Origin of the sequence: Kitasatospora sp. NPDC051164 (assembly GCF_044455625.1) — a bacterium.
Lineage (GTDB): Bacteria > Actinomycetota > Actinomycetes > Streptomycetales > Streptomycetaceae > Kitasatospora.
Map to the genome: position 1 here is coordinate 13774 of NZ_JBITFB010000048.1, position 13600 is coordinate 27373.

Below are 13600 nucleotides of genomic sequence, written 5' to 3' on the forward strand. Positions count from 1 at the left end.
AGGACTCCTTAGCCGGCCACGGACTGCTGGCCGTACACGTTCTGGTAGCGGTGGTTGAGGCTGTCGATGTCCGCCTGGGCGATCGGCAGCGGCTCGCCGAGCTGGCGGGAGATGTGGACCGTGCGGGCGACGTCCTCGCACATCACGGCCGCCTTGACCGCCGCCTTGGCGTCCTTGCCGACGGTGAAGACGCCGTGGCTCTTCATCAGCACGGCCGGGGAGCGGTGGCCGCTGAGCGTCTCGACGATGCCCCTGCCGATCGAGTCGTCGCCGATCAGGGCGAACGGGCCGACCGGGATCTCGGCGCCGAACTCGTCGGCCATCGCGGTCAGTACGCAGGGCACGGCCTCGCCGCGCGCCGCCCAGGCGCAGGCGTACGTCGAGTGGGTGTGCACCACTCCCCCGACCTCGGGCATGTGCCGGTAGACGTACGCGTGGGCGGCGGTGTCGGAGGAGGGCGAGTAGTCGCCCTCGACGACCTTGCCGTCCAGGTCGCAGAGGATCATGTTCTCCGGCGACAGCTCGTCGTACGAGACGCCGCTCGGCTTGATCACCATCAGGTCGTGGCCGGGCACCCGGGCGGAGACGTTGCCGGCGGTCCAGACGACCAGGTTGTAGCGCACCAGCTCCTGGTGCAGTTCGCTGACGTGGCGGCGCAGCAGCGCCACGGTGTCGGGCAGGGTGCTCACAGGGTCAGACCTCGCTGTTCGGGGCTGGCGGCGGTGGCTGCCGCGGCGGCGGTCAGGGCGGCGTTGCGGATCGAGCGCAGGCGGTGCAGGGCCTTGTCGGGCCCGGTGCCGAAGTGGTCGTGCAGCAGCCGGTACTCGGCGTACAGGGCGTCGTACGCGTCGGCCCGGTCCGGGTCGGGCGTGTAGGCGGCGCGCTCGACGCGGCCCATCGCGGCGGCGCCCGCACGGACGTTTGGGTAGGCCCCCGCCGCGACGGCCGCGTGGATGGCGGAGCCCACCGCGGGGCCCTGGGTGGAGACCGCGAGGGAGACCGGGCGGCGCAGCACGTCCGCGTAGATCTGCATCAGCAGCGCGTTCTTCTTCAGGCCGCCGGTGACGATGAACTCGGTCACCGGGACGCCGCCCTGCTCCAGGGCGTCGACGATGGCGCGGGTGCCGAAGGCGGTGGCCTCCAGCAGAGCGCGGTAGATCTCCTCCGGACGGGTGGCCAGGGTGAGCCCGACGATGACGCCGGAGAGATGGTGGTCGACCAGGGTGGAGCGGTTGCCGTTCATCCAGTCCAGCGCCACCAGGCCGTGGCCGCCGACCGGCTGGTCCGCCGCCTTGCGGGTGAGCAACTGGTGGATGTCCTCGCCGAGTTCGGCCGCCTCTGCGAGGTAGTCGGCGGGTACGCCCTGGCCGGTCCACCACGCGAAGATGTCGCCGACCGCGCTCTGCCCGGCCTCGTAGCCGTAGCTGCCGGCGATGATGCCGCCGTCGACCACACCGCAGATGCCGGGGACGTCCGCCAGGGTGGACCCGTTGACGACGTGGCAGGTGGAGGTGCCCATGATGGCGAGGAGTTGGCCGTTCTCGACGGCCTGGGCCGCGGGGGCGGCGACGTGCGCGTCGACGTTGCCGGCGGCCACCGCGATGCCCTCGGGCAGGCCGGTCCAGGCGGCGGCCTGCGCGGTCAGCGAGCCGACCCGGGAGCCGAGCGGGGAGAGCGGGTGGTCGAGCCGGGTGGCGGCGAAGTCCGCGAAATCGGGGTGCAGGGCGGCGAGGTAGTCGGCGCTCGGGTACTGGCCGTCCTGGAAGATGCCCTTGTACCCGGCGGTGCAGGTGTTCCGGGTCTCGGTGCCGCAGAGCTGCCAGACGATCCAGTCGGCCGCCTCGATCCAGCGCTCGATGGCGGCGTAGGTCGGCGGGTCCTCCTCCAGTACCTGGAGCGCCTTGGCGTACTGCCACTCGGCGGAGATCTTCCCGCCGTAGCGCGAGATCCACTTCTCGCCGCGCTGGTGGGCCAGTTCGTTGATCCGGTCGGCCTGGTGCTGCGCCGCGTGGTGCTTCCACAGCTTCGGCCAGGCGTGCGGCCGGGCGGCGAACTCCTCGACCTCGGCGAGGGGGGTGCCGTCGGCCAGCACGGGCAGGACGGTACAGGCGGTGAAGTCGGTGGCGATGCCGCTGACGTCGGCCGGGTCGATGCCGGCTGCGGCAACGGCGGCCGGGACGGCGGTGCGCAGCACCTCGCGCCAGTCGTCGGGGTGCTGGAGGGCCCAGTCGGGCGGCAGCGTGGCCCCGCCGACCGGCAGTGTCCGGTCGATGACGGCGTGGGCGTAGTCGTGGACGGCGGAGGCGAGTTCCTCACCGTCGGCGACCCGCACCACCACGGCGCGCCCGGAGAGCGTGCCGAAGTCGATTCCGACGACGTACTGCTGCGGGTCGTCAGGCGCAGGAGTCACGGTCACGTCATCAGTCCTTCGTCCGGTGCGGGGGTGTCGGTGGGAGGTGGGAGGCAGGCCGCCGAGTCGTCCACCCGGAGGATGTCGGGCTCGGCGGCCTGCGGGCCCGCGCCGCGCCCACCCTCAGAGGTGCGGAACGGGGTCCGGGAAGCACGCGCCGCCGTTGCCGTCGCCGTGTCCGGGCATGGGCGGCGTCGGGGTCGTGGTGCGGGCGCTCCGGGAAATTGTGAGCGCTAACAATTAGCCTGTCAAGACATGCCTCGTAACCCGCTGTCAACGGGAACGAAACAAGGTCGTGGCCCGACCCGCCGGCTCCCGAGGGACGACGGCCACCGGTGGCGCGAGATGGATCCTGGCCGGCGGCGCAGCCGTCCTCCCCCTCCTGCTCCTCCTACGGGCCGGCCTCGACAACGGCGACTCGACGCCTCCTGGCGCCACCACGCCGCCCGTGACCGCCAACGCCACCACACCGGCCGCCACCAGCACGACGACGCCACCGCGGCCCGACTGCCGCCCCACCCGTCACCCGAGGAGCAACGCACCCGAATCGAACGAGGAGTTCGGTGAGGGCGACGGACGTGCCGACGACCACTCGTTGCCGCACGGCCCTCTCATTCCTGTTGCGACGGGGCGGGATCGGCTCAGGGCCTGCGCCCCACGTGCGCGGAGCCGCCGTTCGTGATCGCTTCGACCTCCGCCGGCGACAGCATGGACACGTCTGCGAGCCCGGTCATGACCAGGGCGTCGTGGGCCGCTCCGCAGGCCAGGGCCCGTTCCAGGCCACGCCGGTCGGCAGGCCGTCGATCAGCCCGGCGGCGAAACCGTCCCCGGAGCCGATGCGGTCCGGGTCGAGCCGAGGCGGCTTCCCGGGAACCGCGCTTGCCCTGGTGCGTGTGCGCGCGGCCATCGAGCCGGGAATGCGCAAGCCTTGACTGGGCTTCCGCGTCTACTTGATAGTGATGGCCGCACCGCACTCCTGGCGCGGCGACACCGTCGAAACTCTTGGCATTCCCTGTCGACCGCAATTGTTAGCGCTAACAGTCACCCGGAGTACGAAGCCGGATCGGACCGCCCCCAGGGGGGCAGGCGCGCCGCCGATTCGGCCACGGCGAGGCTCTTGGTATCGCACCGAACAAGGGAGTCCATGCATGCTGCCCACCCTTCGCGCTGATCGCCGACCTCTGCGGGAACTGCTCGCCGCCCTCGTCACGGTCGCACTCGCCCTGACCGGCGTCCTCGCCCTTGCCGGCACGTCTCAGGCCGCCACGCAGAAACCGTGTGACATCTACGCCGCGGGCGGCACGCCGTGTGTCGCGGCGCACAGTACGACCCGCGCGCTGTTCGCCTCCTACAGCGGTCCGCTGTACCAGGTGCAGCGGACCTCGGACAGCGCGTCGCAGAACATCGGGGTACTGTCCGCCGGCGGCGTCGCCGACGCCGCGGCGCAGGACTCGTTCTGCGCGGGCAGCGTCTGCACCATCACCCGCGTCTACGACCAGACCGGCAACAGCGGCAACACCCTGGTCTACCAGGGTCTCGGCGGGACCGGCGGCGCCGACACGGCCGCCACCGCGACCACCGAAGCGGTGACCGTAGGCGGCCAGAAGGCGTACGCGCTCTACATCACCCCCGGCAACAGCTACTTCGCCAACGGCTCGGGCGTGCCGACCGGCAGCTCACCCGAGGGCGCATACATGATCACCAGCGGCACCCACGTCAACAACGGCTGCTGCTTCGACTACGGCAACACCGAGACCGACCACCACGCCGACGGCAACGGCGCCATGGACGCGATCAACTTCGGCACGGAATGCTGGTTCGGCGGCTGCAGCGGAACCGGGCCCTGGGTACAGGCGGACCTGGAGAACGGCCTGTTCACCGGCGGAAGCAGGGCATGGAACCCGAACCAGGTCTCCGAGACCAGCCACTTCGTCACCGCGATGCTCAAGAACAACGGCACCACCCAGATGGCACTCAAGGGCGCCGACGCCCAGTCCGGGAGCCTGACCCAGTTCTACAGCGGCGCACTGCCCAGCGGATACAACCCGATGCACAAGCAGGGCGCCATCATCCTGGGCAGCGGCGGCGACTGCTGCCAGACCAACCGCAACGCGAGCGCGGGCACCTTCTACGAAGGCGCCATGGTCAAGGGCTACCCCTCCGACGCCACCGACGCCGCCGTCCAGGCCAACGTCACCGCGGCCGGCTACCGCACCAACACCACCACCCCCTTCACGCCGGGCGCGAAGGTGTCGCTCCAGGCCACCAGCTCCTGCTGCACCAGCGACTACCTGCAGCACGACACGAGCGACGACAAGGTCGTGATCGCGCCAGTGACCTCCGGTAGTTCCGCCACGGACAAGGGCAACGCCACCTGGATCGTCCGCGCAGGCCTGGCCAACAGCAGCTGCGTCTCCTTCGAGGCGGCCAACGCTTCCGGCAGTTACCTCAGGCACTACGCGTTCCAGCTCCACCTCCAGCCCAATGCCGGCACCAGCCAGTTCGCCGCCGACGCCACCTTCTGCCCCAAGCCCGGAAACAGCGGCACGGGCTACTCCCTGCAGTCCTTCAACTACCCGGCCAAGTACATCCGCCACTACGCCCTGACCGCCTACATCGCGAGCAACGGCGGACCCAACGCCTGGGACTCCGCGTCCTCGTGGGCTCAGGACACCAGCTGGCTCGCCGCCACCCCCTGGAGCTGACCAGCAACCCGCCCCGGGTCCGGTACCGAAGACCGCCGAATCCGCACCGGCTCCGGGGACGTCAACCCGACCCCCGCCGCCCGCACAGCCGGGCACCGGGAGTTCGTCGAGGCTCACCTCACACCCCACCCAGTGAAAGAGTCCTTCATGACCAAGCAACCGTGGATCCACCGCGTCAGGCGCGCGCTCCTCTCGGCCGGCACAACCGCCGTGCTCGCCGCCGGCCTGCTCACCGCCACGGCCACCACCTCGCAGGCCGCCACCCAGCAGCCGTGCGACATCTACGCCGCGGGCGGCACCCCGTGCGTCGCCGCGCACAGCACCACCCGCGCCCTGTACGCGGGGTACGGCGGCCCGCTGTACCAGGTCAGGCGCGCCTCCGACAGCGCGACCAAGGACATCGGCGTCCTGAGCACCGGCGGATACGCCGACGCCGCCGCGCAGGATGCCTTCTGCGCGAACACCAGCTGCGTCATCACCGTCATCTACGACGAGTCCGGCAAGGGCAACCACCTCACCCAGGCACCCGCGGGCGGGGCCGCCGGCGGGCCGGACAACCTCGCCAACGCCTTCGAGGCACCGGTCACCGTCGGCGGCCACAAGGCGTACGGCGTCTACGTGGCCCCCGGCACCGGCTACCGCAACGACCACACCAACGGCATCGCCACCGGCGACCAGCCCGAGGGCATGTACGCGATCTTCAACGGCAAGCACTTCAACGACGGCTGCTGCTTCGACTACGGCAACGCCGAGACCAACGACCACGACACCGGCAACGGCCACATGGAGGCCATCTACTTCGGCAACAACAAGGTCTGGGGCTCCGGCAGCGGCAACGGCCCCTGGGTGATGGCCGACCTGGAGAACGGCCTGTTCTCCGGCGTGAACACCCGCTTCAACGCCGGCGACCCCACCGTCACCAACCGGTTCCTGAGCGCCATGGTCAAGGGCGCCCCGAACCAGTGGGCCATCCGCGGCGGCGACGCGCAGTCGGGCAGCCTGTCCACCTTCTACAGCGGCGTGCGCCCCAACGCCTCCGGCTACAACCCGATGCACAAGGAAGGTTCGATCATCCTGGGCATCGGCGGTGACAACAGCAAGGGTGCCCAAGGAACCTTCTACGAAGGCGTGATGACCTCGGGTTACCCCTCGGACGCCACCGAGAACGCCGTGCAGGCCAACATCACCGCCGCCGGCTACAGCAGCGCCTCGACCAGCACCGGCTCGCTGACGCCCGGCTCCCGGATCTCCCTCCAGGCCACCACCGCCCCCTGCTGCACCTCTGACTACCTCCGCCACGACGACGCCGACAACAAGGTCGTCATCTCCACCATCAACTCCTCCAGCTCGGCCACCGACAAGGCCGACGCCACCTGGATCGTCCGCGCCGGCCTGGCCGACACCTCCTGCCTGTCCTTCGAGTCCGTCGACAACCCCGGCCAGTTCCTGCACCACTACAACTACGAGCTCTACCTGAGCGCCGACACCGGCAGCGGCTCCTTCGCGCAGGACGCCACCTTCTGCCCCACCACGGGCAACAGCGGGGTCGGCCACTCCTTCCAGTCCGTCAACTTCCCGACGAAGTACCTCCGCCACTACAACTTCACGGCCTACATCGCGAGCAACGGCGGAACCAACGCCTGGGACTCCACGTCCTCGTGGGCCCAGGACACGAGCTGGCTCACCGCCTCTCCCTGGAGCTGACGGAAACACTGTCCGGCGCGGCCGGGTGTGATGACGGTGCCGTCGGCGTCGAGCAGCTCCTGCTGGTCGACGCCGACGGCACCGTTCCACGTCCCGGCCCCCCTTCCTGCCAGGGGAGCACCGAATGAGCACCGTGGCCCTGACCTTCGACGACGGCCCACACCCCGACAGCACGCCCGCCCTGCTCGACGCGCTGACCCGGGCCGGCGTCCGGGCCACCTTCTTCGTGTGCGGCGAACAGGTCGTCCGTCACCCGGAGTTGCTGGGCGCCCTGCACGAGGCCGGGATGTGGCTGGGCAACCACAGTCACACCCACCCGCACCTGACGGGCCTCGACGACCACGCGCTGCGGCGTGAACTCCGGTTGCCACAACGCCTGTTGCACCGAGTGACCGGCAGCTACCCGACCCTCTTCCGCCCACCCTACTGCGACACCGACGCCCGGGTGCGCGGCGCCGCGGCGGCACTCGGACTCACCGAGGTGCTGTGCACCACCGACACCCGTGACTGGGCGGGCGCCGACGCCGAGGCCATCGTGCGCGCCGCCCGGGACGAACCGCCGGGCGGCGTGGTGCTGATGCACGACCACGGCCGCCAGAGCACCGTCGAGGCCGTACCGCACCTGCTGGCGGCCTGGGCCGAGCGGGGTCTGCGGCCGGGACCGGTCCCGCCTCGATGACGGCCACAGCCGACAGCTGACGACTCTCCGTCACAGTGAGGAGCCACCTTGCCCTACAGCATCCGCGCGGGCGGCCTGGAGCGGCACACCGCCGAAGAGGTCCTGCGCGTCGAGCCCTGGGGACCGGACGCCGTCCGGGTGCGGGCCTCGGCCGGGACCATCGACCCCGCTGCCCCCGGTGCGCTGGAGAGCCCTTCGCCCTCCCCGCACGCCGAGCTGTCGGTGTCGGACGACGGCTGTGCCCGCCTGGTCAACGGACGCCTCGCGGTCGAGGCCTCCACGGACGGCCGACTGACGTTCCGTCACGCCGCTTCGGGCCGCGAACTGCTCGCCGAGAAGAGCCCGCACGCGCATCCCGCCGGCCATCGCGTCCACGCGGCGGCCGGTCGGACGGAGCAGCACTTCGCGGCCTACGGCGGTGAACGGCTGCACGGCCTGGGCCAGCATCCGCACGGGCACCTGGACCAGAAGGGCCGTGTGATCGACCTCGTCCAGAGCAACACCGTGGCCGCCATCCCGTTCCTGCACTCCTCGCGCGGCTACGGACTGCTGTGGAACAACCCCGCCACCGGCCGCGTCGAACTGGGCGCCGACACCACCGGGTGGACCGCCGACGCCGGTGGGCGCATCGACTACTGGATCACCGCCGGCGACACCCCGGCCCGGATCCTGGACTCCTACACCCGGGCCACCGGCCGCCCGCCGCTCCTGCCCGATTGGGCGTCCGGTTTCTGGCAGTCGAAGCTGCGCTACCGCACCCAGGACGAACTCCTGGCCGTGGCACGGCAGTACAAGGAGCGTGGACTGCCGCTGTCCGTCATCGTCTGCGACTTCTTCCACTGGCCGAGGATGGGCGACTGGCGCTTCGAGGAGAGCGAATGGCCCGACCCCGCCGCCATGGTCGAGGAACTGACGGACCTCGGGGTGAGACTCGCCGTCTCGGTGTGGCCCACCGTCGAGCCCGGCAGCGACACGCACGACGAGCTGCGTTCGGCCGGGCACCTCGTGCGCGACGCCGACGGCGGCTTGCTCACCTACCCGTGGCCGTCGCGGTACAGCGGGGATGCGCTGATCCGCCCCATGGCCTACTACGACGCCACCCACCCCGGCGCCCGCGCCGCGCTGTGGCAGCGGCTGAACGACAACTACCGCTCTCTGGGCGTGGCGTGCTTCTGGCTGGACGCCTGCGAGCCCGACCTGCCCCGGGACCGGGCCGACCGCGCGGTCTACGCCGCCGGCCCGGCCGCCGAGGCCGCGAACCTCTACCCGCTGGAGCACACCCGCGCGGTGGCCGACGGCCTGCGCGCGGCGGGTGAGGACCGGCCGCTGTCGCTGGTCCGCTCCGCCTGGGCCGGCAGTCAGCGGCACGGGGCGCTGCTGTGGTCCGGCGACATCCCCACCACCTTCGACTCCCTCGCGCGCCAGATCAGGGCCGGGCTGAACGTCGCGATGAGCGGCATCCCCTGGTGGAACACCGACATCGGCGGCTTCTTCGGCGGCGCCCCGGACGACCCCGCGTACCGCGAACTGCTGATCCGGTGGTTCCAGTACGGCACCTTCAGCCCCGTCATGCGGCTGCACGGGGACCGCGAGCCCAACCACCCCACATTCTCCGCGGACATGACCGGCGGGCCGAACGAGCTCTGGTCGTACGGGGACGAGGCCTACGGCATCCTCCGCGACCACCTGTTGCTGCGCGAGCGCCTGCGCCCGTACCTGAGAGAGCTGTCCGAGGACGCCCACCGCACCGGCGCCCCGCCGATGCGCCCGCTGTTCTTCGACTTCCCCGAGGACGAGCACACCTGGGACGTGGACGACCAGTTCCTGCTCGGCCCCGACGTGCTGGTGGCGCCCGTGTACGAGGCCGGCGCCCGGGCCCGCCGGGTGTACCTGCCGTCCGGCGCCCGCTGGCTCGACCCGGTCAACGGACAGGTGCTGGAGGGCGGGACGACGCACGACGCCGAGGCCCCGCTGGAACGCATCCCGGTCTTCGTACGGGAAGGGGCCGAGATCGCGGCCCGGCTCGGCTGAAGCGGCCGGAACAACAGGAACGGCGGGCGAGACCGCGTCACCGTCCACCTGGGTGGCGTCGACGACCGTGATGTTCGCATGGTCGTCGACGTCGACCGTCCGGGTCCGACAGTCGAGGACCACGCGGGTCACGGAAAGAAGCAGGTCGGCTGCCGACGCGGACGCGGAACCCCCATGGCAAACCCCTCGGGCAGGTTGGGCTCGACGGCGAACGTCGAAGCGCATCGACGCTGACATGAACCAGATTTGCTGTCAACCACCCCTGCACAGAAGGAATTTGGATTTGTTCAGGGCCTTGCTGAACCGGTAACACGCCATTAGTCTCGCCGAAACATCCAAGCGCTTCGACATCCTCCGCGGGGAAGGGCTGGCCCACCATGACCACCGAGCTGAACCGGAGAAGGTTCCTGTCCGCCGGCGCATCGATCGCGGGAGCCGTCGCCATGGCGCCGCTGCTCTCCGCCTGCGGCGGCGGCTCGCACCAGAAGACCGGGGCGAACACCTCGTCGGGCCTCAAGGCGGCACTACCGGCCTTCCTGTCGAGCACGGCCCTCACGCCGGACATCGCGTCGGTCACGGGCGGCGCCGACGCGGCGACGGACCCCGGTTTCCTCAGCTACCCGGCTGCCCCGGCCGCCACGGTGTCCGGCCCGCCCGGCAAGGGCGGCAGCTACACGGCGGTCACCCCGCTGTGGGGCACCGTGCCGCAGCCCGGCAACTCCTTCTACCAGGCCATGAACAAGGCCCTGGGCGTGAACCTCACCATGAAGCCGGCCGACGGGAACAACTACCACACCATCGTGCCGACCATGACGGCCGCCAAGAAACTGCCCGACTGGATCAACCTGCCGGCCTGGTGGAACCCCAACTTCAACACGGGCGAGCTGGCCCGGACCCAGTTCGCGGACCTGACACCTCACCTGTCCGGCGACAACGTCAAGAAGTACCCCAACCTGGCCGCCCTCCCCACCGGTGCCTGGCAGACCGGCGTCTGGGGCGACAAGCTCTACGGCATCCCCTGCTTCGCCACCACGTTCCCCGGCCCCGGTGGTGTCTTCCACCGCAGGGACCTCCTCGAATCGCACGGGATCACCAATGCCCAGGTGAAGTCCCCCGCCGACCTGATGAACCTCGGCAAGGAGCTGACCGACGCCAAGCGCGGCGTGTGGGCCTTCGACGACGTGTGGACCTACCTCTACCCCTCCTTCGGCGCGCCCGTGAAGTGGAAGGTCGACAACGGCAAGCTGGTCCACCTCTTCGAGACCCAGGAGTTCCTGGAAGCCCTCGACTGGCACTACCGCCTGGCCACCTCCGGGTACATGCACCCGGACGCGCTCGCGGGCGACGGCGCCAACCAGGGCACCCGCTTCTACGCCGGAAAGGTGCTGATCGCGGGCGGCGGGCTGGGTGCCTGGAATCTCGCCGACTACCAGTCCGGTGTCGCCGCCGACCCGAACTACCGGCGCGGCGCCTTCGACATCCTGACCGCCGACGGCAAGAGCACGCCGGTGGCCTACATGGGCGCCCCCAGCAGCATGATCAGCTACCTCAACGCCGACCTGAAGCCGGATCAGATAGCGGAACTGCTCGCGGTGGCGAACTACCTGGCCGCACCGTACGGCTCGGCCGAGTACACGATGACCAACTTCGGGGTCGAGGGCGTCCACCACAATCGGGTCAACGGCGTGCCGACCTTCACCGACGAGGGCAAGAAGAACGTCCAGGCAACCACCTTCCCCTTCCTCTCCTCCAGTTCGTCCGTGATCAGCAACCCGGGCGGCGACGTCGTCACCAAGGACTACTCCGCCTGGCAGGCCGCCAACGTCAAGGCCCTGGTCAAGCCGCCCTTCTGGGCCATGAACTACAGCATGCCGCAGGACATCGCCACAGCCGAGGCGGCGCAGGCCGTCAACGACACCATCATCGACTGCTACCACGGGAAGAAGAAGGTCTCCGACGTCCAGGCGGCGGTCTCCACCTGGAAGTCCGGCCAGGGGGCGCGGCTCAAGCGGTGGATGACCGAGAACGTCCTCGACAAGTACGGCGCCGGCCAGTGAGCACCGCGCGGTCGGAACGCCGGGCATCGCCCACCCGGTTGAGCCGACGGATCAGGCTGCGGCGGGACAAGTCGCTGCTACTGATGACGATACCCGCGGTCGTCCTGCTCCTGGTGTTCAACTACGCGCCGCTGTTCGGCCTGGTGACCGCGTTCCAGAGCTACGACCCACTGGTCGGTGTCTGGCACAGCGACTGGGTCGGGCTCGACCAGTTCCAGGCGCTCTTCGGCGACCCGCTGTTCTGGGAGTCGATGAAGAACACGCTGTACCTGAGCTGCGTCCAGCTGGTCCTGTTCTTCCCGATCCCGATCGCGCTCGCCCTGCTGCTCAACTCGGTGCTGAGCGAGCGGATGCGCAACTTCATCCAGTCCGTGCTCTACCTGCCGCACTTCTTCTCGTGGGTGCTGGCCCTGACGATCTTCCAGCAGATGCTGGGCGGCGCCGGCCTGCTCAACCAGTTCCTGCGTCAGCACGGGATCGGCACCTGGGACATCATGACCGACCCGCACACCTTCGCGCTGCTGGTCACCTCCCAGGCGATCTGGAAGGAGGCGGGCTGGGGAATCATCGTCTTCCTCGCCGCGCTGAGTGCGATCAACACCGAGCTGTACGAGGCGGCGGCCGCCGACGGCGCGGGACGGTGGCGGCGGATGTGGCACATCACCCTGCCCGGCCTGCGCGGTGTGGTCATGCTGATGCTGGTGCTGCGCCTGGGCAACGCTCTGTCGGTCGGCTTCGAGCAGTTCCTGATCCAGCGGACGGCGGTCGGCCACGACGCGGCCGACGTGCTGGACACCTTCTCCTTCTACTACGGCATCGCCGCCGGCAACTACAGCTACGGCGCCGCGGCCGGGCTCTTCAAGAGCCTGGTCTCGCTGCTGCTGCTCTGGGGGGCCAACCGGCTGGCGCACGCCTTCGGCGAGGACGGGCTCTACCGGAAATGACCAACACACTCAGCATCGGCCGCGGCAAGCGCACACGCAACGCGGTGACCGCTCCCCCACGCTCCGCCCGGACCGCACGCCCGCCCTGGCAGGAGCCGCCGACCACGATCGGCCAGGCCGCCAAGGGGCTGACGCTCGGCGGGGTTCTGGCGGTCGTCCTGGTCCCGCTCTGGATCATCGTGGTCACCAGCTTCTCCACCCCCGGGGCCGTCAACCGGGCCGGCGGGATGGTGATCTGGCCGGACGGCCTGACCGTCGAGGCCTACCGCGCGATGCTGGACAACCCGACGGTGCTCACCGCGCTGCTGGTGAGCCTCGGCATCACCGGCGTCGGCACGGCAGTGTCCATGGTGGTGTCGATCCTGTGCGCCTACGGGCTCTCGCGCCCGCGCTCGCTCGGCCACCGCTTCATCCTGCTGCTGCTGGTCGTCACCATGTTCGTCGGCGGCGGCCTGATCCCGACCTTCCTGGTGGTCACCGGACTCGGCGGCTACGACCAGTGGTGGGCACTGATCCTGCCCAGCGCGGTCTCCGTCTTCAACATCCTGGTGCTGCGCGCCTTCTACTCCGAGACCTCCGCCGAACTGATCGACGCGGCCCGGATGGACGGCGCCGGCGACTGGCGGATCCTCTGGTCGGTGGTCCTGCCCACCTCGCGCGCCGTGACCGCGGTGATCGCGCTCTTCTACGGCGTGGGCTACTGGAACTCGTTCTTCAACGTCATGCTCTACATGCCGACCGACAGCCAGAAGTGGCCGCTGCAGTACGTCCTGCTCACCTACGTCAACCGGGGCAACGGAATGCCGGGTTCGGTCAACTCCGGCTTCGGCAGCACACACGCCCAGACCGCGCCGCTCTCCTTGCAGATGGCAGTGGTGGTCCTCACCCTGGTGCCGCTCGTTGTCGTCTACCCCTTCATCCAGAAGCACCTGCGAACCGGCGTGCTGACCGGGGCGATCAAGGGCTGACCCGGCCTCGCCCCCGTCGGCTCGCACCGAACGGAGCGGTCCCGGCACACACCGCCCCGGCACGCACCGGGACCGCTCTCCACCCCGACCCGAAGGAGCAGG

General features: G+C 70.2%; 9 protein-coding genes. 7 read left to right on the forward strand and 2 right to left on the reverse strand.

Annotated features, from left to right (window positions below):
• Positions 1-8: 8 nt before the first annotated feature.
• Both ACIBEC_RS42725 and ACIBEC_RS42730 read right to left on the reverse strand, forming a co-directional pair.
• The gene (locus ACIBEC_RS42725) at positions 9-689 is read right to left on the reverse strand and encodes an L-ribulose-5-phosphate 4-epimerase (RefSeq protein ID WP_360501646.1); all 681 of its coding nucleotides are present in this window, start codon (positions 687-689) and stop codon (positions 9-11) included.
• Entirely contained in the window at positions 686-2416 is a 1731-nt protein-coding gene (locus ACIBEC_RS42730) for a ribulokinase (protein ID WP_360501649.1), read from the reverse strand. The genes ACIBEC_RS42725 and ACIBEC_RS42730 overlap by 4 nt, the downstream gene beginning before the upstream one ends.
• Before the next feature lie 1142 nt (positions 2417-3558).
• Between ACIBEC_RS42730 and ACIBEC_RS42735 the strand changes: the two genes are divergently transcribed.
• From ACIBEC_RS42735 to ACIBEC_RS42765, 7 genes are all read left to right on the forward strand, one after another.
• A complete protein-coding gene (locus tag ACIBEC_RS42735) occupies positions 3559-5115 on the forward strand; it encodes an alpha-L-arabinofuranosidase B (RefSeq protein WP_360501651.1) in 1557 nt (518 codons plus the stop codon).
• 147 nt (positions 5116-5262) lie between these two features.
• Entirely contained in the window at positions 5263-6819 is a 1557-nt protein-coding gene (locus tag ACIBEC_RS42740; RefSeq protein ID WP_360501653.1) for an alpha-L-arabinofuranosidase B, read from the forward strand.
• Positions 6820-6943: 124 nt separating this feature from the next.
• A complete protein-coding gene (locus ACIBEC_RS42745; RefSeq protein ID WP_360501655.1) occupies positions 6944-7498 on the forward strand; it encodes a polysaccharide deacetylase family protein in 555 nt (184 codons plus the stop codon).
• Between the two features lie 48 nt (positions 7499-7546).
• A complete protein-coding gene (locus tag ACIBEC_RS42750; RefSeq protein ID WP_360501658.1) occupies positions 7547-9529 on the forward strand; it encodes a glycoside hydrolase family 31 protein in 1983 nt (660 codons plus the stop codon).
• Between the two features lie 377 nt (positions 9530-9906).
• Positions 9907-11586: a Tat pathway signal sequence domain protein gene (locus ACIBEC_RS42755; RefSeq protein WP_360501660.1), complete on the forward strand. Its 1680-nt coding sequence runs from the start codon at positions 9907-9909 to the stop codon at positions 11584-11586.
• Entirely contained in the window at positions 11583-12530 is a 948-nt protein-coding gene (locus tag ACIBEC_RS42760; protein WP_360501663.1) for an ABC transporter permease subunit, read from the forward strand. Before ACIBEC_RS42755 ends, ACIBEC_RS42760 begins: the two co-directional genes overlap by 4 nt.
• Positions 12527-13498: a carbohydrate ABC transporter permease gene (locus ACIBEC_RS42765; protein WP_360501666.1), complete on the forward strand. Its 972-nt coding sequence runs from the start codon at positions 12527-12529 to the stop codon at positions 13496-13498. Before ACIBEC_RS42760 ends, ACIBEC_RS42765 begins: the two co-directional genes overlap by 4 nt.
• The last annotated feature ends 102 nt before the right edge of the window (positions 13499-13600 follow it).

Bases quoted from the DNA above. Each gene is read 5' to 3' on its own strand.
- ACIBEC_RS42765 (WP_360501666.1), top strand. From the start codon at position 12,527: ATGACCAACACACTCAGCATCGGCCGCGGCAAGCGCACACGCAACGCG.
- ACIBEC_RS42740 (WP_360501653.1), top strand. From the start codon at position 5,263: ATGACCAAGCAACCGTGGATCCACCGCGTCAGGCGCGCGCTCCTCTCG.
- ACIBEC_RS42745 (WP_360501655.1), top strand. From the start codon at position 6,944: ATGAGCACCGTGGCCCTGACCTTCGACGACGGCCCACACCCCGACAGC.
- ACIBEC_RS42735 (WP_360501651.1), top strand. From the start codon at position 3,559: ATGCTGCCCACCCTTCGCGCTGATCGCCGACCTCTGCGGGAACTGCTC.
- ACIBEC_RS42755 (WP_360501660.1), top strand. From the start codon at position 9,907: ATGACCACCGAGCTGAACCGGAGAAGGTTCCTGTCCGCCGGCGCATCG.